This is a genomic window from Paenibacillus sp. P46E (assembly GCF_001909095.1).
Classification (GTDB): Bacteria; Bacillota; Bacilli; order Paenibacillales; family Paenibacillaceae; genus Paenibacillus_AQ; species Paenibacillus_AQ helianthi.
The window spans coordinates 16,188-37,535 of the sequence record NZ_LVYZ01000074.1 but is presented as its reverse complement, the minus strand read 5'-3'; the positions used below and the strand labels follow the sequence as shown (position 1 = coordinate 37,535).

Here is a 21,348-nt window from a genome sequence, read left to right as displayed (position 1 = left end):
CTATCATTCCCTCAATGTTGGAGCCTGTAATGTTCAATTTATACAAATTCTCTATTTCTTCTTTTTTTGCTTTTCGAAGATTTTTAATATTCCCTATTGTTTTAACTAATCCCATAACTCTCTCTCCTTAAAAAACACTGATTTATAAAAGCAAGCCCAAATAATTTTACAATAAAGGAGATAATATGGATACAACCATTAAAGTCAAAAATGAAATAGATGATTACGACCTGATCGACAAAGACCCAGAAGAATGCCGCCGCCGAGGCATGGAAGCCTACGGAATAACCGAAGATCAATTATCCGTAGTAACTCCGTATGAAATCCACTCTATACTAATCGTAAATATGTAAGATAACCGCAAGGAGGTATTGCCTGTGATTGAGTTGATCCCAGCACCGAAGAATGACTTTACTCCAAAGAATGATTTAGCTGATATTACAAGAGCCTATCAGGTTCAGTTCTTCACAAATGCGGATGAAGAGGACATACGAAAAGCACTTTGGCTGTTAAGCAGTTACCGGACCATCAAAGGACTGGTTGTTAGTTACGAATTTGTTCTCAAGCAGCCCCAAGAGAACGGGTTAAATGATTTCGACATGGCTGGTATCGAGGGAGCAGTCAAACGCCTCAGCTCAAGCGACCACATCTCCAACTTACCGGCTAACGTACTCATAGCTAAAGAGACGCGACATCTCAACTACATGCTCTATAAACGAGTTACAGACGCCGTATTGCATGCAGCCAATAATGTTGTAGATCCTCACGAGCATATGATTGTCCAATTACTATTTGTCGGGGAAAGGAAATATCGATATAAAGATGCTGTTGAGTACATGCGTAAGGGATATAAGACAGTCGCATACGGTATAGAGGCCACAACCTTTGCCGAGAAACGCCGGAAGGTCATTGCTTCCCTTGCTAACACGTTGCTGTTCAACGGTACTCTTGATTATGTAACGATCGATTACGGACGAGGCCGGAACAAAGAGGGAGAACTCGGGTTAAGACAACTTAACAACCGCGAAGGGTAGATACCTGGAGCGGTTTCTTTTTGTCACTATATTCCTAAACCCACTTGACGTGCGATAACGCACATGGTATATTATTTATATGGAGTGCGTTATCGCACGAAGGGGAGGAATAAATGATGAAGAAGGTTATGGTAAGAGCTTGGGAGATTGCAAAGGGTGCTCAGGTAAGATTCGGAGGTAAAGCCAAGGAGTATTTCGCTCAAGCTCTTACAATGGCCTGGAAGGAGGTAAAAGAAGGCGCTGCGAACTTCGGCTTTGCAGTTGTGAAGAAACTGAATGGGTCCCTGTACTTTGTAACTGAAGATGTTGACGGACTTATCTCCGCCACTCTCAGTGTCGAAAAGAACCCGTATAACGGCAAGATGATCACAAAGCGCAACCCATTCGGCGGTAGCCGCGTGGTCGAAAAATCCACTGGTAAGAACATGATCTACTACAAAGTGGCATTGGGCATGTACTCCATTGAGTTTAAAGCCGGTGACAAAGTATCTGTACTGGACATCAATCGTGGAGCGCTTGCTTGGAGGTAGTCGCCGCAGACACACTAAGGTGTCGGGCAAAGGGAGTCTGAACATGAATATTCAAAATTTTAGTGTTACGGAATCACATTGGCCTAATGAGAAGGGACAGTCCTACTGGACAATCAGTGATGGCGCCCAGGAGAAGGGTGAATTTTCCAACCGTCAAGAGGCGGAAGAAAATATGCTGCGGATCATACAGAACTGGCGGTGCGATTCTTAATGAATGATAACCGCAGTATGATTTTTGGTCGTTTGATCGCTATAGCGAATGTACTAGGGGATCGCGTCCTTGATAAGGGTGTTCCCCCTATTTCTTCGCAATACCTGGACAAAATTGGACGGGAACCAGCGAAAACAATCGAGGCAATCCATCACAAATTGTTGGATTATTCGCACAAATTTGGCCCTGAAGAAATGGTTTTGTTGGATATGTTTGGAGAGATCATGGCTGATTTAAACCTTGAAGAGTTCACGAATGATCCTTTGGGTAGTGAATACTTGCACTCTTTCTATACCCAACAAAATGCTCTTAATGAAGTGATGGGTGTTGAAGAGGCCGCTGAACTATGGGGCCTCTCACCAGGGAGAATCAAAAATATTTGTGCTGAAGGCAAGATCCAAGCCCGAAAGATCGGGAAAACATGGATCATCACCAAGAACCAGCCTAACCCAAAGGCATGAGAGTGTATAACCGATAGACACTGCTAGGCAATTGCCAAGCGGTGTTTTCATTTAAGGAGTGTAGTGAATTTTGGAAGATGAGTTTATAGAATGGATTCGTTCAGAGAGTGCAGCAGCAAGTACATTACCATATTGGGCTTCTCGATATAGAGAGTTTATGAAATTTTGTCGTACAGAGGGAATCGATGTTAAGGAACTTAATGTTGAGACATCCCGTAAATACATGATTTTCACGCTTGAGCGCCCTAACTATCAAACTGGAGGAGAAGTCTCAAGTGCGACAAGAGCAAAACACTACGACTTCTTAACTGCCTTCTCACGTTTCCTAAATGAGAAAGGCATTTTAAACAACTGCCATTTAACTGAAGGGATAAAGCGTCCGAGACCTCGATATAAAGTCATTAATAGTCTTAGTCAAGAACAACTCCATGCCGTACTGCAAACTGTAAAAAATATTCGAATAAGTAAATCGTCACGGGAGAGAATTGCGCTTCTAATTTTTCTGATTTCAAGTACTGGACTACGTGTAGGTGAGGCACTTCCTGTAAAACCAATTGATTTTGACTTTAATCGTCGCATTGTTACTGTAAATGGAAAAGGGAATCGGGAAAGAGAAGTTCCATTTGGATTCGAGCTTTCTTATCTCATTCAAAAATACATAGAAGAAAATCAAATTAAAGAAAATTCATATTTGTGGGTAACACGTACCGGTAAGCCAATGGCCCAATCATCTTTTAGAGATTCTTTAAGAGACATTAAGAAATGTCTTGGAAATTCATTCGGAATCAATCATATTAGATTAAGCCCTCATACCTTACGCCATACATTTGCAAAAATGTGGGTAGTTAAGGGAGGTAACTCTATCGCTTTATCTCGAATTTTGGGTCATTCGACCGTAGAAATGACGGACAGGTATGTGAGGTTATGGGGTATTGATATTAATTCGGCATACGACAACTGCAATCCATGTGAAGGTCTCAGCATGCCTAATTATGATTAATAAACACTAAATTCCGTAGCGTATCAGCAATATTACCCAAATATAATAAAGATACCGAGGCGAGAGCTTCCGTACTACTCCCTGGTTGCGGTAATCTGTGACGGGCATATCACACCGCAGCTCACACCCACTCACCTCCTGGGCAACCGTGATCTCAGTGGCTAAAGATATGGATCGAGAACGTGGACCGGATACGTCAATGAATACCGGACTAACCCATTCGAGACAGCGCACAGAGGGGAATACCCCGAAGCATTAAAGGTGCGCAGTAAACGCCCAATCCGGGGCATGGCGGATTAGCGGTAGCCGCATATTATAAATTACCGCCAAATATCAAACCGGCAGTGCTCACGGGCAAATGGGCGCATCATAAAAACAGTCGATGGCCTTCTGCAGGGGGCTAGTGCTGGGTACACGCCTGAGAAGCGTGTTGAAACCTAAGCATCATCGGCTGTTTTTATGAGTCAAGATGTAAATATTAAAGGACTAATCTTCAGTAACGACGAATTATGCTTGATGGAGGTGAGGAAATGGATTGGTTAGGGATATTTAATTTATTAGTTTTGACGATAACTTTGTTTGTGCTATGTATTTACGCATGGGATACTAACAAAATGCAAAAGGCAGCATCAAAGCAGTTAGAGTTAGGAATAAAGCCTTTAATCTCCATCGAACCGCAAAACCAAGCAACTTATTACACTGTTATGGTAAGTAACATTGGAAATGGGACAGCACTAAACATTGAATTTGATCCTATGATATTAAGTGAAGACTCTGGGGTGAGCTATAAGATTCCATTTATTCAGAGTTTACGAGCTGGAGACTCTAAAGAAGTTAGTGTTACTGCTTTTATGAATGATGAACAAGCAGATAACTCATGGATGGCTCATTTAAAATCTCCATATGCAAACAGAGTGATCCTTTTAAACATCAAATATGAGAATATAGTTTTTGAGGAGAGTAAGCAAGTTTTTGAGTTCGGTATAGGAGAGAGGAAAATAAAAATGTTGCCGTAATCTATGGTTAATTTACCGTAGTGGGTACGCATTTTTCATATGTTACGATCTACATATAACAAATCTATCTTCACCCATGAGCGCCCAATGAGGCGCTTTTTCTTTTGCTCAGGAAAATTTTCCTTAACTCTAAAATGGAGGTGGTGAAATGAAGTTTGTACAACCAATACGAGATCCCAAAAAACTAGATGCCATGAAGAACTACTTATATTTTAAGAATATTCGTGACTTCATTATGTTTTTTGTTGGAATCAACACAGGATTTCGTATTTCAGACATTCTTCCCCTTACTGTACGAGATGTAAAAGGTACTCACATAACGATAACCGAAAAAAAGACCAAGAAGGTAAAGAGTGTGCTTATTCGCAAATCACTTCGGAAAGCACTCGATGCCTACATCAAAGACAAAGCAGATTTCGAATATCTATTTCCCAGTAGGAAGCGAAAAAGAGGAAAAGCATACCCAATCACGCCAAACATGGCATACAAAATTATCAGAGGTGCAGCCAAAGAGCTTGACCTTGAAGAGATCGGTACTCACTCCATGAGAAAGACATTCGGTTACAGACTGTACCTCGAAACGAAGGACATAGCGTTACTAATGGATCACTTCAATCATTCTGAGGAAAAGGTGACTCTGAGGTATGTAGGCCTGCTACAGGACACCCTAGACGATGCTTTAGAGGACTTTGAACTCTAGTGAATGAACTACAATGGGGTCATGATGAATTCATTTGGAGGAACAAAGAGCAAAACAAATCACATCAAGGAAAATCCGCACTTTACGAATGACATACAATTAGTATTGAAGTGAATTCAATTAACAAATATTAGTAGAATACAGCAAGCAGCCGAAGCCTGAGTTAAATCTGAGGCTTATTTTCATTAGTAACGTTTGACCAATTTAGACCTTTCAAAAGAGGGTCCAACTCAAATACATAGTAAGGCCGAGGTGAAGTTAGTTGACAAGGGAGAAAAGCCCGGACCGGGAAAAGGCGCTGAAGATATGGTTGAAGAGCGGACGGCAGAAGAAATTGAGTGAAATCGCGGCGGAACTTGAGATCAATCCTTCAATGGTTCGCAGGTGGAAAAGCGCTGATAAGTGGGATGAAATACCGGCATCCGGCAGACCCCGGGGAGCCAAGAAAGGAAACCAAAATGCTAAAGGGAACAAAGGCGGCAAGGGTGGACCCGAGGGGAATCAGAAAGCACTCAAACACGGATTTTTCAGTAAGTTTATGCCACAAGACCCTGAATTCATGGAGATCCGCGAGATTGTTGAAACCATGAGCCCGGCGGATATGATCTGGGAGAACGTGCTTAGTCTATATCAACGGCTTATTTGGGGCCGCCGCATCACGCATGTCAAGGACAAGGCCGATGTTACGAAGGTCTTGACCAAGAAAAAACCGGGCATGTTCGGCACCGAACAAGAGTGGGAATATCAGCACGCCTGGGATAAGTACAACAGCGCCATAAAAGCTGAGGCTACCGTTATGAAGGAACTCAGATCAGCAATAAAACAGTTTATTGAGATTGCTCCAGAAAAAGACGAGCGCCGTTTGAAGTTGGAAAAAATGAAGGGCGAGATTGAAAGAACACGACTTGAAATAGAGAAACTCAAAAACGGGGGTGGAGATTCTGAGGATGATCTGATTGAAGATTGGGTTGAAGCAGTTACTGCTGAAGGGGAATCATAAAGAATGTGGCGGAATCTTTCAAATATGTTGTTTTGAGGATGAATATGATTCTATACTCAGTGGGGATGAGTGAGAGGGAGTATTGACGTGTAAAGTCGAGAGTGATTTATATATTGGCTTGTGTATTAGGTCTTGAAATATTAGTAGGAAATTCTAAATAGCACACAGGATAGCAAGAGTTTCTCGCGAATAGTGTAAAGTAAAAAGAAATGATTAGCGAGGTTATTATGATAAAAAATACTGATGTAGAGACAGTTTTAGAATTGGCAGGATATCATTTTCAAGAGCTAATAATGGCATTTGCTAAGGCAGAAGAAACGATACTAATGGGTCAAGAAGATGATTATTACGGGTTTACAAACACCAATAGCGTTGTTCGAGCTGGCTTGTTTTTTGCTGCTTATTCATACTTTGAAGGAAGTTTATTTTTGGTATGTGAGAATCTTTACAACCCTAATGTAAGAATTACTGTTAAGGATCTAAGTGGGAATGGAATTGAGAAATACAAGGTATATATTGAAAAAGTTTTACTTTTGGATTTTCCAAAAGAATCTCCTGAATGGAGTAAGTTGAATTTTCTAAATACTATAAGAAATCATATGATTCACAATGGAGCGAGCTATAAAGAAGTAAACCCTAAAGTCTCGAAAGCTGTGAGTCAGTTTGAAGGAATAACTATTAATAAACATAATAGAGTTGAGATTACCACAAACGATTTTATACGTGATGAAGTTTTATTTACAATGCACAGGTTTCTAGAACTCCTAATGGATTCTATAAAAAAATAACCGCTTTTTGACCGATTATTGACCGCACAATGGCCGTTCATTAGGCTTTAGACATGATATATTTGTGCTGTGGAAAACAGATGAGAGTGACACGTACGCCGCACCTGCGGTTCGGGGTTTACCTCCTCTCGCTTTTTCGTTTTTGATGAATATTCAAAAATCCCCTGCAGTATTGGAAGGGAATAGGTGTTATTTGTCGAATCCATGATTTAGGAAATACATACTGATTCATGGGAGAGTAACATAATGAAGGATAAGCTTAAAGGATTAATTGTGGGACTTACAATAGGTTCATTGGTAGTAGGTTCTACAGTGTTTGCCGGAACTAATGTAAAATTAAATGCTGTACTTGAAAACGTAAAGTTCATGTTCAATGGCGTTGAGAAACAATCGTCACAATCAATTATCTATAACGGGCAATTGTACGTCTCAGCAAGTTCTTTTGCTAAAAATTCCGGTCAAGATTTTACTTATGATGGGAAGAAAAAAACAGCATGGGTTGGTAAAAAAGAGGGGGACTTTAAATATTTGTCGGATTTATCTTATGCCAGGGCAGATGTAGAGGGAGTGAAGTTACACTTCAACAAGTGGGTGAATGCTGGCGACTATATTTTAAGCCCTTATAATGGGAAGTTTATAATTGCTGATAATGAATATATACATGGTATCGCTATAGAAAACATGGTTTTTCAATCTAATACAGGTAAAGGATCTATTGAATATAATTTGAATGGTATGTACAAAAAGCTCACTGGATTTGTTGGTATTGATGACCATTCAAAAGATAGTGCAAATCCAGGAATGGTTAAATTTATCGCGGATGGGAAGGAAATATATTATTCATCTGAAATGTTTGGTGGAGATTTACCGAAAGAAATTAAATTGGATACATCTGGTGTACTTAAATTAAGAATTGAGTTCACAACTACAGGAGAAGATTATAGAAGTTCAACTATGATAGACTTTGTAGAGGCTAAGCTTTTTCAATAGCGGAGGTTCCAAATGGCAAGAAGAAAGAGTAAGGCAAAGCAAGAAGAAGAGTTTTTTCAAGGGGTGGCTGGCTTAGCAGCAATGGGATTAGCACTCGGAGGATACTATTTAACTAAAACCTTACAGGGGGCTATAATTGGAGCGGTTGTTGGCGTAGCTGTTGTAGTTACATTGATGATTATGATAGGGCAAAAGCGAGCCGAACGCTTAAAAAAATCTGGTATTGCTGAGATCGATAAAATGGAAGGTGTTCAGTTTGAACAATACCTTGGCCACCTCTTCCGATCTCAAGGATACAAAGCTGAAGTTACACAAGCAGCCGGTGATTATGGCGCTGATTTGGTCCTATCTAAAGACGGGAAGCGAATTGTAGTCCAGGCAAAAAGGTATGGTAAGAATGTGGGATTGAAGGCAGTACAAGAGGTTCGTGGGGCAGTTTCGCATTACGGCGCTTCAGCTGCTTGGGTTGTAACAAACAGAGATTATACTGAGCAGGCTTACAAGCTTGCAAAGTCAAATAATGTTCGTCTCATCGGTCGTGAAGAGCTTATCGAAATGCTTTTGCAAATGAGTGAGAAGATGACAGCTGCTAAAAAAGCCAATAATACTAAGACGAGCGCTTAAGAGAAATAGTGAGTAATACAAATCATGATATGTGACAAGATGTCCTCAAGCCTTATGATCACTGTATGTGTTTTTGACATTTTCACTTGCTCTGTAAAATGGTCGCGTCCTCCTTTGTAACAAAGTCCGTAAAGATATTAAGCAAAGAGCGCATCGTATTTGCTGCGGATGCAGAGCAGACACCGCTCTATAGGTCAGACTCATTGAATGTTTGAATTAAATACACAGTCCGAAGTCGCTCATTATTGGGCGGCTTTTTTCTATTGGGGGAATTGATGTGAAGAAGAAGCAGAAGATGTTAAAAGATCCACCCCAGCAGCCGGCTAAATGTAAGGGCTGTATATGGGGCCGATGGGAAGGAACAGCACTGTTTTGTTCTAGAGTGAAGTGCCAGAAGGGAAAAACTCCCTAAATGTCGAACTTCCGTATTAGGAGGTGAGATAATGAGAGCAGAAATCAGCGCTCTGGATTTAGAAGATACGAAAATTCCGTTAAATAACTTGGCTTTGTCTAGCGATAAAAAAGAAATATTAAATATTTATAAAAAAATCGAATCCGGGGAAGTGCAAAACCAAGATTATATTAGACTCATCAATTTATCACAAGATAACTACAATGCATTTAGTAAAAGCCAACTTAAATATATCTTGAGAATAGCAGAGGTTTTGTTGAGTGAAAATCCAAGTAAGGATTACATACTTGGTAATATCCAAGCAGCTTTTTTTGTAACGGCAATTTAATGAATGTTCTAGTACTAGTAGCATAGCACCTTCGGGTGCTTTTTCTTGCTTATAAGTGACCATCTGTAAGCCGTTCTCAGGCCCCATATACAAGAACGTGAGTTTGTGTGGTGAGGTGCAGAAATGAGCAGGGCGGGCAGGTTTTCTTCGTTCCTGACTGAGTTTTCACCTGACCAAAGATGAAAAACCGACTCAACACAAAAGAACCTTGACCATCGTCATACATAGTCTGATACTGGAAGATGATGTATATAAAGTGAGGGATGGTGGACAGTTTGACTTGGGATGTGTTGCTGAGCGGATTAATTGGTGCAGTAGTAGGTGCATTAGGAAGTATTGTGGGTGGTTTATGGGCCACCCGCCAAAATATTAAGCTGCAAAGAAAAGCTGAATTAGAACGAAAAACTGAACAAATCAAGTTAAGTGCAGCTATCTTGTATACGGATATTGAAAATTACCTTAAGGAGATGGTGCATCTCTCAAAAGTAGATCCAATTATAAATTATGGATTTGGATCTCATGATTCGCGTTATTCTGACCACATTGCAGTGGTAGGTAACAAAATAGATTCCAGTGAGCGATATGCTCTGCATGTGATGTACGGAATGATAATGAAATATCAGGAATTAACAAAAACTGAAACGTTTAGCCTTGAGACTTTGGCAGTACGTGAGATGCTTTTAACAAAACAGATGGAATATTTCTGTACAGTAGTTTATGGGAGCAAGGAAGATTTTGTTAGGCAAACCCAGAGTCTCTCCATTATTCAGTTTCAATTTGATATTGCAAATCGAACAATGAACCCTGTATATAAAAGATTGTTTAATAGATTAAATGATTTGAAAGAAGCAGCGCTCTGATGGGCGCTTTTTCTTTTGGAAGGGAGCATTATCATGGACATCAGAATCATACCGATTGAGCAGCTTAATGCAGCTGCCTATAACCCACGCGTCGACCTTCGGCCGGGAGATCCGGAGTATGAAAAGCTTCGCCGCAGCCTGGACGAATTCGGCTATGTTGATCCAATCGTTTAGAATGAGCAGACCGGCAACATGGTTAGTGGCCATCAGCGTTACAAGTAGCTGCACGGAGCTGGCCGTTTCGGTAGTCAACCTGGACCCCGAGCGGGAGCGGATGCTAATTCTGGCACTAAAAAATCATCTAGCAGCTAGGATAAGAGGCGCTGGAGTGGCTGCTTTGGTGAGGCTGCGGAAGGATGAGGTTTATAGAATAAATATATATTTAGAGCGTAGATTTCTTAATAATGGTGGAGGATAAGGAAAGCAACCAGAGAGAATCGCGAGTTCTCCCTGGGATATTAAGAATGTGGACAAGCGCCTTAGGAGGGCTGTTTTTTATGTAAAAGTGACCGAGGTTAAATCTCTTTTGGGGTTAGGTGAATATATGATATGTGATGGACAAAGAACGCAGTAAAGCCAAAGTAAATCAGTGATAAAGTATACCTAACAACTTACGTGAAATAGAAAAGCTCCTAATGAGGTGTGTTTTCTTTTCATAAGAAAATTCACTTAACAATGATAAATGCGAATAAATTAGGAATGAAGAGCAGGAGGAGAGATAATGAAGAAGACCGAAAGTTTGACAAAGAGAATGATAGCCTTCAAACAGAGGATACCAATATACCGCAAGAGTCCAAAAACTTTCTTCAAAGAGATCCTTAACTTCACACCGGATCAATGGCAAGAAGAAGTTTCAAGCGATATAGCAAATCACCGGTTCGTGACTGTTCGATCAGGTCAAGGAGTTGGTAAGACTGCTCTTGAAGCAGCCATAGCCCTGTGGTTCCTATGTTGCTTCCCCTATCCCCGAGTGGTTTGTACAGCGCCTACGAGGCAGCAACTAAATGATGTGTTGTGGGCTGAGATCAGCAAGTGGCAATCAAAGAGCCCGATTCTAAAAAGAATTCTCAAATGGACTAAAACCAAGGTTTACATGAAGAACCATGAAGAGCGCTGGTTTGCCACTGCGAGAACAGCAACCAAACCGGAGAATATGCAGGGCTTCCATGAGGATTACATGCTGTTCATTGTAGATGAAGCCTCAGGGGTAGAAGATCGGATCATGGCAGCAATCTTCGGTACGCTGTCCGGCGAATATAATAAGCTATTCATGTGTGGGAACCCAACTAAAACGAGTGGGTTCTTTTTTGATTCTCATAATAGAGATAGAGCTATCTATAAAACGCATCAGGTATCTTGCCTGGATAGTCCACGTACAAGCAAAGAGAACATTGAAATGCTCAAGCGAAAGTATGGCGAGGGCAGTGACGTTTACCGTGTTCGCGTTGAAGGACAGTTTCCGCGAGGCGAGGCAGGCACATTCATAACTCTTGAAGCAGCTGAGCATGCAGCAAAAGAAGTTCAAATCCAGTCGACAGGAACAACATTGGTTATTGGAGTAGACGTTGCCCGTTATGGAGACGATGAAACAGCAATGTATGCTGGTATAGGCAAAAAGACGGTTGGCCAACATAGCCACTTTAAGGAAAGCACCATGGTTACCGTGGGTAATGCCATTCGATTAGCTAAAGATATGATGCAGCAGCATCCAGAGGTTGAACACGTAAAGTTCAATGTCGATGATACCGGGGTTGGCGGCGGTGTAACAGATCGTCTTATTGAAGTGATCAATGAAGAAGGTTATGGCTGGGAGGTAGTGCCAGTTAACAATGGTTCATCATCTCTTGACGAATACTGCGCCAATTTGGTCACGGAAATGTGGCAGTCCATTAGGACGGACTTGGAAACAAATCTTACCAACTTCATAAACGGAGAACCTGGAGTCATGCAACTACCGGACGATGATATCTTAATTTCACAACTGGCTACTCGCAAATGGCGAATGACTTCAAAGGGGAAAATGATTCTAGAGAGTAAGGACGATATGAAGAAGCGCGGACTCAAGTCACCTGACCGAGCTGACGCTTATGTTCTTACCTTTGGAGAGTTCATGGTCGATGTACCAGAACATATCATGCTTCCGTCCATTGGTGGCGTAAATATCAGACGGCAATAAACATGTGATGCTTCCTAGTTTTGGAGGTGTTACAATAAAAAGGAATGGATAAAATTTCTATTAAGATATCTATGACACTAATTTATTACAGGGGGAAAACAAATGAATCTCGATCAATTAATTGCAGAAGGTGAAGGAGTGCGAACATCTTGTTTTGAAGTAGGCGCATATGGAGTTGGTGGGTTTCTAACTGGTTTGCCATATGAGGAATGGATTTCAAAGAGCATATATTATTTGGAGGATAACTGCGATAATGCCACGTTGTTGAATAGGTTCAGAACTGCAGCCACGAACGCAGCTGGTAATGATACTAAGCATTACGATACAATGATGGGCGTCTTAAAGGCGCTCAAGGCGTTTGAATAAGCTCAATTATCCGTAGTAACACCGAATAAAACCAATGATATTATAAATCCATAGAAGTATGAACGAATACAGAAGGTCAGGAACTTTTCCTGCCTTCTATTTTTATGTCTGGAGGAATGTTGCCCATGAAATGCCCATTATGTAGGGTGGGAGAAGTAAACCAATTAAATGTTGGTATGTGTGACAATTGCATTGAGATCAGCAGAAAACTTGCACTGAATGCGGGGCGCTTGTTGAACCATCTGCGGTGTATGTAAAGGTTGACGGTAGTAAAGAAGTTGCACGCGGACACAAAGACTGTGTTGATCTATTGTCAGCACTGCAGCAGAAGAGCGTGATTTCAGCAGACCACCAATTTGATCCCATACAAGACTTGAACGCATGGGCTAATGACATGTCAAGTAAAACCCCACAAGGACCTATTCTTAAGATGGTCAAAATGCGGCCGGAAGTCTTTGAAATCCTGACGAAAGACATTCCGATTGAATCTCGTAAGGCGATGTCCAATGTTCGGATTTCGCAGTACTTTGGTATTTCGTTTGAAATTGTCCCGGATCTCAAGACAAATATCGAATACATTTACCATTAATCAGTGAGGTGAAAAGCAATGATGCTCGAATTTAAGCTTATTGACGGCACGTTCATCTATGCAGGAGAAGATATACACAACCAGGTTAATGAAAGCTTCAATGATAATAGGTTTTCTTCAACCTCTTTGCTGAGCGTTGTGTGCGTTAAATCAAAAGAGCGTTTTATTTTCTCTATGGCTAATGTTATCTATGCTAAGGCTATCGAAAAATTACCTGAAGAATCACCAGATCCCGGATTTGCATATGGCTAAGATATCATTTGTCAGTAGAAGGGTGGTGAAAACTTGAAATGGTATCATAAACTCATTTATTCGGCTGCTAATGCAATCCTACCAGCATCCGTAAAGCGTCAGATGATGGGCGTAGGAAGATCAACAGTAGCCAGCAACAACAATGCCTGGGGCATATTCAACTGGCTACCTAAAAAGTACCAGAGTGCTCACAACATTGATTTGACCAAGCTTCAGAACTATACAGCTGAAGAGTTGCTGGAACTGCTTATCTCCGTCCACCCGGACATATCGCATGCGTTATACACCTACCTGCGTATGGGAGACACAGAACTGACATTCACGGCCAAGAAGAAAACAGGTAGTGACGATAAATCCGGACAGCAGGCGCTGGATGCAATCAAGGAGATGCTTGAGACACCGTTGCTGTCCCCCGGATATCAGCACGGACGTTCATTGGATAAGCTGGACACGATTCAGCGAATGATGATTATGGTTCGCGGGGCGTGTGCTGGTGAAGTCGTTTTGAATGAACGATGCAACGATGTGATCGATATAGTGCCAGTAGACCCGGCGCTGATCTGGTTCCGCAGGGAGCTGGTTACGAACAGACTGGTGCCGTGGCAATACGTAAAGAACCCGGGAAGCAGGAATTCAGGTGAGGAGTGGTTTGGCCAGTACAAGAAGATTGACACTCCGACATTCATTTATGAAGAATTTGACCCGATGGTCGATGACCCATATGGACGAACACCATTCCTGCCGGTGCTGCAAGTTGTGTTCTTCCATTTACAAGTGCTTCAAGACCTCAAAGCAGTTGTTCACAACCAGGGCTATCCACGGTTGGACATTTCAATGCTTGAGGAAATCATGTTAAAGAATATGCCGCCAAACATTAAAGGCAACGCCGCAGCGCAACAGGGCTGGCTTAAGGAACGAATGGACGAAATGTTAACCCATTTCAATTCACTCAATCCAGATGACGCCTTAGTCCATTGGGATAGCGTAAAGGTCGAATATCTCAAGGGTGGCAACACTGGCCAAATGATCGACATCAAGAAGCTGATCGACATAATTGATACCCAAATGGCAACGGGTCTTAAGACGCTGCTAACCTTGTTATCCCGGCATCAAGGTTCCACTGAAACCTACAGCTCAGTGGATACCCAAATATATATCAAGTCCGTAGAGTCCGCCCGGAGTGTAACAAAACGCTTCTGGAAGCGGGCTTTTTCTATGGCCGTAAGAGTTCGCGGAGTACAGGCACAGGTTGAAGCAGATTATGCACCGATTGATTTGCGTTCTGAAATGGAACGTGAGCGCGATCTGAGAGCCAAACTGAACAACTACGTGTTGGCTGAAAGAGAGGATTATATCACCTCTATAGAAGCTGCTTCAGAGGCTCGATGGATTATGGGGCTTGACCCTAAAATACCAGCGGAGCTACTTGATCGTCTTAAAAAGAAGCGAGAACCCGAACCGAACGAACAGATTCCACCGAATGGAGGTGAATAGCCAATATGCAACCAACAGTAGGCCGTATGGTTCACTATTTCAGTTATGATACGCCGGGCGGCGAGTATAAAAGCGAACCAAGAGCGGCGGTAATCACTCAGGTTTATAACGCAACATGCGTTGATTTATGTGTGCTTAACCCAACAGGATTATTCTTCAATCAAAATGTTGTTCAAGGCCAAGACGGCGGTAAATGGGACTGGCCTGCAAGAGTTTGATTCTGATGCGCCAATGAGCGCGAGAGGTGATCCCATATCTAATTTTCATTACGTGAGGGAGGTGAGTATAAGTAAATGGCAAAACCAACTGCAGACCAATTAGAAAGAATTAATCAACTTGCGCGGGTTCCACTCACAGAAGATGAAACGTATGTGTTTCCTGCAAAACTTGTTGGTGATCAGATCATTCCGAGCCGATTCTACCGACTTACACCGAACTTCCTTCGAAAGATGGCGATTCAAGCCAGAGAAGGCGTATCGCTGCTGCTGGATCATTCATGGGCGAACTTAGGCATCATGACAATTCCACTCGGCAGGACATTCGACAGCCGATTACAGATGGATGGAGATGAATTGGCGCTGTATGCGGATCATTACATGAAGCTAGGTCAAGAAGTTGGGGATATCAAGATTGACCAGATTGCTGACGGGATTGATGCTGGCACCATATTTGATACTTCAATCGGCTTCACAGTAACCAGCCAAACCTGTTCCATATGTGGGCAAGAATACTTCGGCGGGAACTGCCCTCACATTCGCGGCAGAGAGTACGATACAAAACCCTGTACGGTTGACATCAATGACGGAGACCTGATGGAAAACTCCCTTGTCTTTGACGGAGCTTACCCGGGCGCTGGAGTGGTGGGCATGAGCAATACCTCTGAAACGCAATCAACTGTAAAATGGGAATTTTTATCTGAAGATGCGAAGTCACTACCAAGTGGCGGACGCGTCTTTTATTCTTTTAGCGGCAAATCCGGCCTTGATGGATTTGTAATGCAGCAAGAAAAAAACAATGAGGCCGAAACACAGGCCAAAGGAGATGACACTGTGACAGAAGAACAAAAGGCTGCTCTAGCGGCAGCACAAACACAAGCTACTGCACTAACAGCGGCTAATGGTGTGCTCGGACAAGTCCGGGCGGCATTGGGAGTAGAAAGTGACGCCGATATCCCAGCAAAACTCACGGCGTTGAGCGCTCAGGCTGCAGATGGTGCGGCATACAAGGTAAAGGTTACTGAACAGGCCTGCGGAGCTGGTGTCCGTGCATTGGGCGAAGCGTTCAATACTGAAACTATGAAGGCTATGCTGTTCCATTTGCCGGTTTCTGAGATTGAGAAGATCGGCGCGACTTATGAAGCGCAAGCTCAGGCAGCGTTGGGTGGTGGTGGTCGCCATACTGAGGGCGATAATCCGGACCTTCCAGCAGGAGCGTTGGGCGGGGCTGCACCTAGCAACCCTCAGAAGACCGAAAAGACGCCAGAGGAGCAAAGAGCTCTTGCTAAAGAAGCTGCAGTAGCTGCGTTGAAAAATACCGGCAGAAGTAATCTGCTGAAGGAGGACAAGTAATATGAATCCAGCGCAATATAATGGTGCTCCAGGTCCGGGTACTATCTACACTCAGGAGTTCACGGAGGTACTTGCTTCGACTGATCTTCAGGCGAAACTTCCTGGTGGTGTACTGCTGGCTCAAGGCAATGGAGTAATCAAAAAGGGAACTGTTCTCGGCAAAGTAACAGCCTCCGGCAAATTCGTCCCTTATCTTTCCTCGGCATCTAACGGTTCACAAGTTGCAGTCTGTATCTTGGACAATGAACAAGATACTACGCTCACAGACATTGGCGCTTCAGCTTGGATTGCTGGTATTTTCACTGAATCTAAATTGACTGGCATTGATACAGCGGCAAAGACGGCGCTGAAGCTTTGCTATTTCGTATAAGGGGGAACAACATAAATGGCAAACGTTCTTGATCCATATTTCCTGACAGAAGTCGTCCAAAACATCCGGACAGATATCAACAGTTTTCGGGGTGCTCAGATCCTGACCAATGGCGTTGATTTCAAACCGGAGTTGGGTCTGACAATTGAATACGATATCACCTATGACGACACTGGCATGACACCACCAACAGGGCTCAACGATCCTTCACCTATTCACGCGGCACCTGTTGTGAAGCACATGGACTTCACTAACCAGGAATGGCGCGAAAAGGTGGTTATTGACCGTGGGAAAATTGCAATACTCCGCAAACCAGGTACAAGCCTGGAACAAAAATGGGGTGAAGAATACATGGTCGAAAAAATGGTCAATCTTAACCAGCGTCTGGAAACTCGCTTTGAGTGGATGCGGTGGCAGTCGCTTACTGGAAGTCTTGTGGTGCCAGCAACTGCGACTATGCCAGCACGAACTATCAATTATGGAGTTCCTGCGAACAACAAGCCAACCGCAGCGGTACTTTGGAGTAATGTTGCTACTGCCGATCCTTTGGCCGATATTGATCTTTGGATTCTCAGGTTCCGTGGTAGTGGAGCGCGGCCAGTAAAGATCGTGGTCAACAAGCAAGTTGACATTTACTTGAAACAAAATGCTAAAATCCGTGATCTGATCAAATTCACCTACGGCAAGGATATAGTTGCAGATGGATTGCTGGCTGATATAATCGATCAGAACTTGAATGGACTTCAATACGAAGTATATGACGGCGGTTATCTCGATGAAGGCGGAACATTCTATCCGTTCATTCCGGATAATGCTTGTATTATCGTTGGTCAAGGCATGACCGGTTCCATGATGGATCTCGTGACCAGTCCAAATAACTATGAAGACATTTTCACCGGACATCCAGGTAAGTTTGCGCTGGCCAAACTGATCAAAGGCGATCCAGACCAATGGCAAGCTATCAACGGCGCAACCGTGCTGCCACGTCTGAAATACGTCAACTGGCATATCTTCGCTACAGTGGCGTAAGGGAGGGGCATACCATGACAATCGTAAAAGTGTTAGTTGATGCTGTAGGAGAATACAACACTGGGGACATCGTAACAGATGCCCCGGTCGGTCTTGTTGAAATCGCAAAGAATAAAGTTCGGAATGCCGCAACCGGTGAATTACTGGCTGAGCTCGTCGACAGCAATGACATCGTCAGTGACAATCCATCCGACCGCGAACTGGAACTTCAGGTTCAACTCGAAGAATCCAAAGCGCGTGAAGCGGAGTTGCAAGAACAAATTGCAATGATTCAAGCCGATGGAGAATTCAAGGAACTGAAAGCAACTGCCAAGGAACTTAAGATTCCTGGTTATACCAAAATGGACGCTGACGAGTTGAAGAAGGCTATCAGCGCTGCCGGTGGTGAAGAGGATGGCAAATAAGATCCTCACTACGGAAACGTATCACGAAGAAGTAAGAGGGCGTCTAGGAGTCACTGAGGATGTAATATCCAACGTGGACATAGATGCTCTTTCTGTTTTACCAATCGCAGAAGCAAAAGTTATTGCAGACGTTCCGGATTACGCCGAACTGGTTGATGATGATAGGAACTATGTATATGCAGCGGCTGTTAACATGGTCGCTGCTATACTGGCTCCGTCCATGACAGCCAGGATTGCCAAGTCTAAGAAAGACTTCGACTTTTCGATTGAAAATCAGGTTGTAGACTGGCGAGCACGCGGAATCCAGTTGGTTGATGATGCTTATGCGCTGATTGATTTAATATCTACGGTTACACCGAGCGCGGATGCTCCGATATTCGGTGTGGCGGGACCAACACGATTCAAGGAAAGGCGGCGCTGCTAATGTTCAAACAATTTGCACACCGTCATTCACCATGCACAGTCAATGGAACTGTTGATGTAATTATTTTATCCCGCGAGAATAGAGGCACAGCGGTTATTGGCAAGGAGTACATGTACAACGGTGTATTTGCCCAGACCTCGCCCGTAAAGCCGGGGGACCTGATCGATAACGGCGATTGGTTCTTCGTTCAGACCTTACGGCCAACTACGGAGAAGGATAAATACTGCTCACTTGTAAAGACCAATGCAACAATAACTGTCAATCGTTTCTCTCAAGAATATGACAGCAATGATAACCCTATCGGCAGCGAGGAATACAAACCTATTGCTGAGAATGTCATTGCCTTTGCTCAGTACGTCACAGCGCGACTGCGTCAAGATGATCCAGGCTTGCTACCTTCCACCACTTACACCTTGCAATTACAAACAACGGTTGACATAAAAGACCCTCAAGACGCTATTCATCCCGATCAAGTCATACTCAAAGGCAAAGCCTATCAGGTAGATGCTGTTGACGTGGTCAAATACCCTAATCTTCTGCATGTGCAGTTATCGGACAGTGTACGATGATCAGCGGATACGATGCTGCAAGAGCCTCCAGAGAATTGGAGAGTAAATTAGCTGTTGAGATTACGGGCCTAGCTAAACTGGTGTTACTGACCGCCAAGGGCGGTATACGTTACTATCCAGCCGTAAGGGATAAGATCGAAATGAATATGTTTGTGCTTGCAAATAAGATGATCCAAGGTGACATCACAGCGGATTATTGGCAAGCATGGCTTGAGCAGTTCGGTAAGGGCTCCTTGATGGCTGACAGCAGCCAAAACCCTGGACTGGTCACCTACATGAACTCTGATGCCTGGAACCGACTGAGATCACGAGACAGGAAAGTAGTTGTCGGGCGTGGTCAAGGGAACTACAAAAGCATTGACGGTACAATGCGATTCTCAGGCGGCGGTTATGCTGGAGTGGATTTGGAGGAGTTGGCTGAGCGCGGGGACATTGATCCAAAGTTTAAGCCGACACCTCCGACATACTTCCTGCGGATCGCCATCCAATCAAACCGAGCTCGTATCCTTGAAGGACTGAGCGAAGTCATTACGAATTTCCCTTATCATCGTTACTTTACGGAGGTCAAGGAATGAGTCTGCAACTGATCGACGCTATTCAGAACACACACAAAGCTGATGCGGCGTTCATGGCGCTTATGGGGCTTACACCTGCTGCCACATCCCCTGAGATAACCAAGCGCTTCACGAAGGGCGTAGAGCCTGATATTACTGTATCCAAAGACACGATGCCGCACATTTGCCAGTACATCATGCCGGGTCAATTCGCCAGAAACCATTTGGTCTTTCAGGGGAAGTTTTGTATCGACTTCTATGGAAAGACAGGGTACGAAGCGAAGCTTCTATTTCAGAGGTCTTTTGAGCTTTTTCACAATGAGAGGATTATCCAACCGGAGTTCCATTCCTTCTTATGCGTTCTCGCCTATGATGGAGACTTTGCAACCGGCATCTCAGGAGTCAAAGGCTATAAAGGAATTTACGATGTTGACTATATCCGTATGAATTGAGGAGTAAGCATGCATGAAGAGGCTGCTAAACTATTAAATAAGGCAGTGTGGAATACCGCGAAAGCTGCAGAAGCAATCGGGCGGGCATGGAAAAATGTCTTGAAAGGATTGAGGTGATTGATTGTGGAGGAAAATCAGGCCTCAAAAGAGGAAATTCCAGAACTCGAAAAGCTGGTCAAGGAAAAGGTTAGATTGGCTAAGAAGTTGGGAATCACGGGTGAAAACGCCTCGCAGGTTAAGGGGTATGAATCAACCGATGATTTTAAGCGCATTGAAGAAATTGATAAAAGGTTATGGGAACTGGTCAAATAAACTGATTGGTTCTTTTTTTATGCCATAAGGAGGCTAACAACTATATGAGACCATTAGTATTTGATGGCGTGGGTACTGTTTCCGTGTATCAATCAGACGGAACACTGAAGTACCTAGATGATAAGATTTCCAAAGTGTCCCTCCAACTTCAGTTAGATTGGCAAAAGGTTATGGGGGGGGAGTCCGGTTATGCCTTCCACTATACAGCCCAAGATTTGGCGGACAAAGCCAGCATTGAAATTCCTCGCTTTTCGACTATTTTGGCAGAACTCTCTCAAGGCGCAGAAACAGAACGCGGGTCAGTAAAGTTTGACGAGACTGAAACTGGTGTCTTGGACCCAACTAATGGCTATACAGTCAAGGCTCCTACAAAATACGGCGGAACTTTCTCGGCGGCAACTGATAAAGTGTATCTTAAAGATGCAGACACCGGGGAACTCGTACCTTTAACTCGCGCTGCATCGGCACCAACCGCAGTACAGTACATGATTACTGCTGGGGGCAAAGTCACATCTGATGCTGCAAATAATGGAAAAGTTATCGTTGTCACATATTCGTGGACGAAAGATGATTCCACAAAGAGCAAATTAAGTGGAACACGCAGACCGAAGCCGTTTAAACTTGTCCATCGTTTTGAACTCGTTGATGATGCGAGTGGTAATCCAGTCCCTTGCCAGCTGACCATTTGGAAAGCACTCGGGGGCGGAACATTGGACGTTTCTCAGGAACGTAAAAAGCCTACCACAAACACAATGACACTTGAAATTATGCAACCGGACGTTTCAGTAGATAATCCAGACGCCATTGCGGTTGAGCTAATCTTCGGTATCTGATC

Annotated in this window: 31 protein-coding genes; all 31 read left to right on the top strand. The window is 43.4% G+C overall.

Going from position 1 to position 21,348, the window contains the following annotated elements:
• Positions 1-185 precede the first annotated feature (185 nt).
• The 31 genes from A3849_RS33130 to A3849_RS26810 all read left to right on the top strand — a co-directional run bounded on the left by A3849_RS33130 (position 186) and on the right by A3849_RS26810 (position 21,346).
• Positions 186-353: a hypothetical protein gene (locus A3849_RS33130; RefSeq protein WP_178382812.1), complete on the top strand. Its 168-nt coding sequence runs from the start codon at positions 186-188 to the stop codon at positions 351-353.
• A 24-nt stretch (positions 354-377) separates the two neighbouring features.
• Positions 378-1,034, top strand: a complete 657-nt coding sequence (locus A3849_RS26945; protein ID WP_083613681.1) for a hypothetical protein — start codon at positions 378-380, stop codon at positions 1,032-1,034.
• Between the two features lie 116 nt (positions 1,035-1,150).
• On the top strand, positions 1,151-1,564 hold the full coding sequence (locus A3849_RS26940; RefSeq protein ID WP_074114170.1) for a hypothetical protein: 414 nt from the start codon (positions 1,151-1,153) through the stop codon (positions 1,562-1,564).
• A 43-nt stretch (positions 1,565-1,607) separates the two neighbouring features.
• A complete protein-coding gene (locus A3849_RS33125; protein WP_178382811.1) occupies positions 1,608-1,775 on the top strand; it encodes a hypothetical protein in 168 nt (55 codons plus the stop codon).
• Positions 1,775-2,236, top strand: coding sequence for a helix-turn-helix domain-containing protein (locus A3849_RS32515; RefSeq protein WP_074114169.1), 462 nt, complete (start codon positions 1,775-1,777; stop codon positions 2,234-2,236). Before A3849_RS33125 ends, A3849_RS32515 begins: the two co-directional genes overlap by 1 nt.
• A 70-nt stretch (positions 2,237-2,306) precedes the next feature.
• Positions 2,307-3,236: a tyrosine-type recombinase/integrase gene (locus A3849_RS26930; protein WP_074114168.1), complete on the top strand. Its 930-nt coding sequence runs from the start codon at positions 2,307-2,309 to the stop codon at positions 3,234-3,236.
• A 530-nt stretch (positions 3,237-3,766) separates the two neighbouring features.
• Complete coding sequence (locus A3849_RS26925; protein WP_074114167.1) at positions 3,767-4,252, top strand: hypothetical protein; 486 nt, start codon at positions 3,767-3,769, stop codon at positions 4,250-4,252.
• Between the two features lie 148 nt (positions 4,253-4,400).
• Positions 4,401-4,952, top strand: coding sequence for a tyrosine-type recombinase/integrase (locus tag A3849_RS26920; RefSeq protein WP_074114166.1), 552 nt, complete (start codon positions 4,401-4,403; stop codon positions 4,950-4,952).
• A 262-nt stretch (positions 4,953-5,214) separates the two neighbouring features.
• Positions 5,215-5,952 (top strand): phage terminase small subunit, encoded by a 738-nt coding sequence (terS, locus tag A3849_RS26915; RefSeq protein ID WP_074114165.1) that lies wholly within the window; start codon positions 5,215-5,217, stop codon positions 5,950-5,952.
• A 227-nt stretch (positions 5,953-6,179) separates the two neighbouring features.
• Entirely contained in the window at positions 6,180-6,740 is a 561-nt protein-coding gene (locus A3849_RS26910) for a hypothetical protein (protein WP_143191906.1), read from the top strand.
• A gap of 246 nt (positions 6,741-6,986) precedes the next feature.
• The gene (locus tag A3849_RS26905; protein ID WP_074114163.1) at positions 6,987-7,730 is read left to right on the top strand and encodes an NPCBM/NEW2 domain-containing protein; all 744 of its coding nucleotides are present in this window, start codon (positions 6,987-6,989) and stop codon (positions 7,728-7,730) included.
• A gap of 12 nt (positions 7,731-7,742) precedes the next feature.
• Entirely contained in the window at positions 7,743-8,354 is a 612-nt protein-coding gene (locus tag A3849_RS26900; protein ID WP_083613680.1) for a restriction endonuclease, read from the top strand.
• Between the two features lie 443 nt (positions 8,355-8,797).
• Entirely contained in the window at positions 8,798-9,094 is a 297-nt protein-coding gene (locus A3849_RS26895; protein WP_074114162.1) for a hypothetical protein, read from the top strand.
• A gap of 275 nt (positions 9,095-9,369) precedes the next feature.
• On the top strand, positions 9,370-9,954 hold the full coding sequence (locus tag A3849_RS26890) for a hypothetical protein (RefSeq protein WP_074114161.1): 585 nt from the start codon (positions 9,370-9,372) through the stop codon (positions 9,952-9,954).
• A 33-nt stretch (positions 9,955-9,987) separates the two neighbouring features.
• Entirely contained in the window at positions 9,988-10,128 is a 141-nt protein-coding gene (locus tag A3849_RS33120) for a ParB N-terminal domain-containing protein (RefSeq protein WP_178382810.1), read from the top strand.
• A 547-nt stretch (positions 10,129-10,675) separates the two neighbouring features.
• Positions 10,676-12,130 carry a DEAD/DEAH box helicase family protein gene (locus A3849_RS26885; protein ID WP_074114160.1) on the top strand — a complete coding sequence of 485 codons (1,455 nt, stop codon included), beginning with the start codon at positions 10,676-10,678 and terminating at the stop codon, positions 12,128-12,130.
• Between the two features lie 102 nt (positions 12,131-12,232).
• Positions 12,233-12,496 (top strand): hypothetical protein, encoded by a 264-nt coding sequence (locus A3849_RS26880; RefSeq protein WP_074114159.1) that lies wholly within the window; start codon positions 12,233-12,235, stop codon positions 12,494-12,496.
• 394 nt (positions 12,497-12,890) lie between these two features.
• Positions 12,891-13,085, top strand: coding sequence for a hypothetical protein (locus A3849_RS33395; protein ID WP_218619264.1), 195 nt, complete (start codon positions 12,891-12,893; stop codon positions 13,083-13,085).
• Positions 13,086-13,103: 18 nt separating this feature from the next.
• Positions 13,104-13,337 (top strand): hypothetical protein, encoded by a 234-nt coding sequence (locus tag A3849_RS26870; protein ID WP_074114157.1) that lies wholly within the window; start codon positions 13,104-13,106, stop codon positions 13,335-13,337.
• A 33-nt stretch (positions 13,338-13,370) separates the two neighbouring features.
• On the top strand, positions 13,371-14,831 hold the full coding sequence (locus A3849_RS26865) for a hypothetical protein (protein ID WP_074114156.1): 1,461 nt from the start codon (positions 13,371-13,373) through the stop codon (positions 14,829-14,831).
• Between the two features lie 5 nt (positions 14,832-14,836).
• Complete coding sequence (locus A3849_RS26860; RefSeq protein ID WP_074114155.1) at positions 14,837-15,049, top strand: hypothetical protein; 213 nt, start codon at positions 14,837-14,839, stop codon at positions 15,047-15,049.
• Between the two features lie 75 nt (positions 15,050-15,124).
• Positions 15,125-16,399, top strand: a complete 1,275-nt coding sequence (locus tag A3849_RS26855; protein WP_074114154.1) for an HK97 family phage prohead protease — start codon at positions 15,125-15,127, stop codon at positions 16,397-16,399.
• Between the two features lies 1 nt (position 16,400).
• Positions 16,401-16,769 (top strand): head decoration protein, encoded by a 369-nt coding sequence (locus tag A3849_RS26850; protein ID WP_074114153.1) that lies wholly within the window; start codon positions 16,401-16,403, stop codon positions 16,767-16,769.
• Positions 16,770-16,784: 15 nt separating this feature from the next.
• A complete protein-coding gene (locus A3849_RS26845) occupies positions 16,785-17,798 on the top strand; it encodes a major capsid protein (protein WP_074114152.1) in 1,014 nt (337 codons plus the stop codon).
• A gap of 14 nt (positions 17,799-17,812) precedes the next feature.
• The gene (locus tag A3849_RS26840; protein ID WP_074114151.1) at positions 17,813-18,202 is read left to right on the top strand and encodes a hypothetical protein; all 390 of its coding nucleotides are present in this window, start codon (positions 17,813-17,815) and stop codon (positions 18,200-18,202) included.
• Positions 18,192-18,626 (top strand): hypothetical protein, encoded by a 435-nt coding sequence (locus A3849_RS26835; RefSeq protein WP_074114150.1) that lies wholly within the window; start codon positions 18,192-18,194, stop codon positions 18,624-18,626. Before A3849_RS26840 ends, A3849_RS26835 begins: the two co-directional genes overlap by 11 nt.
• Positions 18,626-19,195, top strand: coding sequence for a hypothetical protein (locus A3849_RS26830; RefSeq protein WP_074114149.1), 570 nt, complete (start codon positions 18,626-18,628; stop codon positions 19,193-19,195). The genes A3849_RS26835 and A3849_RS26830 overlap by 1 nt, the downstream gene beginning before the upstream one ends.
• A 35-nt stretch (positions 19,196-19,230) precedes the next feature.
• Positions 19,231-19,770, top strand: coding sequence for a hypothetical protein (locus tag A3849_RS26825; RefSeq protein ID WP_256700941.1), 540 nt, complete (start codon positions 19,231-19,233; stop codon positions 19,768-19,770).
• Positions 19,767-20,201, top strand: coding sequence for a hypothetical protein (locus A3849_RS26820; protein ID WP_074114147.1), 435 nt, complete (start codon positions 19,767-19,769; stop codon positions 20,199-20,201). Before A3849_RS26825 ends, A3849_RS26820 begins: the two co-directional genes overlap by 4 nt.
• A gap of 123 nt (positions 20,202-20,324) precedes the next feature.
• Complete coding sequence (locus A3849_RS26815) at positions 20,325-20,513, top strand: hypothetical protein (protein ID WP_143191905.1); 189 nt, start codon at positions 20,325-20,327, stop codon at positions 20,511-20,513.
• A 44-nt stretch (positions 20,514-20,557) separates the two neighbouring features.
• On the top strand, positions 20,558-21,346 hold the full coding sequence (locus tag A3849_RS26810) for a hypothetical protein (RefSeq protein ID WP_074114145.1): 789 nt from the start codon (positions 20,558-20,560) through the stop codon (positions 21,344-21,346).
• Positions 21,347-21,348 lie beyond the last annotated feature (2 nt).

Coding starts and splice junctions, on each gene's coding strand:
- A3849_RS33120 (WP_178382810.1), top strand. CDS start 9,988: ATGGACATCAGAATCATACCGATTGAGCAGCTTAATGCAGCTGCCTAT.
- A3849_RS26910 (WP_143191906.1), top strand. CDS start 6,180: ATGATAAAAAATACTGATGTAGAGACAGTTTTAGAATTGGCAGGATAT.
- A3849_RS26880 (WP_074114159.1), top strand. CDS start 12,233: ATGAATCTCGATCAATTAATTGCAGAAGGTGAAGGAGTGCGAACATCT.
- A3849_RS26895 (WP_074114162.1), top strand. CDS start 8,798: ATGAGAGCAGAAATCAGCGCTCTGGATTTAGAAGATACGAAAATTCCG.
- A3849_RS33125 (WP_178382811.1), top strand. CDS start 1,608: ATGAATATTCAAAATTTTAGTGTTACGGAATCACATTGGCCTAATGAG.
- A3849_RS26905 (WP_074114163.1), top strand. CDS start 6,987: ATGAAGGATAAGCTTAAAGGATTAATTGTGGGACTTACAATAGGTTCA.
- A3849_RS26900 (WP_083613680.1), top strand. CDS start 7,743: ATGGCAAGAAGAAAGAGTAAGGCAAAGCAAGAAGAAGAGTTTTTTCAA.
- A3849_RS26870 (WP_074114157.1), top strand. CDS start 13,104: ATGATGCTCGAATTTAAGCTTATTGACGGCACGTTCATCTATGCAGGA.
- A3849_RS33395 (WP_218619264.1), top strand. CDS start 12,891: ATGTCAAGTAAAACCCCACAAGGACCTATTCTTAAGATGGTCAAAATG.
- A3849_RS26830 (WP_074114149.1), top strand. CDS start 18,626: ATGTTCAAACAATTTGCACACCGTCATTCACCATGCACAGTCAATGGA.
- A3849_RS32515 (WP_074114169.1), top strand. CDS start 1,775: ATGAATGATAACCGCAGTATGATTTTTGGTCGTTTGATCGCTATAGCG.
- A3849_RS26860 (WP_074114155.1), top strand. CDS start 14,837: ATGCAACCAACAGTAGGCCGTATGGTTCACTATTTCAGTTATGATACG.
- A3849_RS33130 (WP_178382812.1), top strand. CDS start 186: ATGGATACAACCATTAAAGTCAAAAATGAAATAGATGATTACGACCTG.
- A3849_RS26940 (WP_074114170.1), top strand. CDS start 1,151: ATGAAGAAGGTTATGGTAAGAGCTTGGGAGATTGCAAAGGGTGCTCAG.
- A3849_RS26885 (WP_074114160.1), top strand. CDS start 10,676: ATGAAGAAGACCGAAAGTTTGACAAAGAGAATGATAGCCTTCAAACAG.
- A3849_RS26925 (WP_074114167.1), top strand. CDS start 3,767: ATGGATTGGTTAGGGATATTTAATTTATTAGTTTTGACGATAACTTTG.
- A3849_RS26840 (WP_074114151.1), top strand. CDS start 17,813: ATGACAATCGTAAAAGTGTTAGTTGATGCTGTAGGAGAATACAACACT.
- A3849_RS26920 (WP_074114166.1), top strand. CDS start 4,401: ATGAAGTTTGTACAACCAATACGAGATCCCAAAAAACTAGATGCCATG.
- A3849_RS26820 (WP_074114147.1), top strand. CDS start 19,767: ATGAGTCTGCAACTGATCGACGCTATTCAGAACACACACAAAGCTGAT.
- A3849_RS26835 (WP_074114150.1), top strand. CDS start 18,192: ATGGCAAATAAGATCCTCACTACGGAAACGTATCACGAAGAAGTAAGA.
- A3849_RS26850 (WP_074114153.1), top strand. CDS start 16,401: ATGAATCCAGCGCAATATAATGGTGCTCCAGGTCCGGGTACTATCTAC.
- A3849_RS26845 (WP_074114152.1), top strand. CDS start 16,785: ATGGCAAACGTTCTTGATCCATATTTCCTGACAGAAGTCGTCCAAAAC.
- A3849_RS26810 (WP_074114145.1), top strand. CDS start 20,558: ATGAGACCATTAGTATTTGATGGCGTGGGTACTGTTTCCGTGTATCAA.
- A3849_RS26855 (WP_074114154.1), top strand. CDS start 15,125: ATGGCAAAACCAACTGCAGACCAATTAGAAAGAATTAATCAACTTGCG.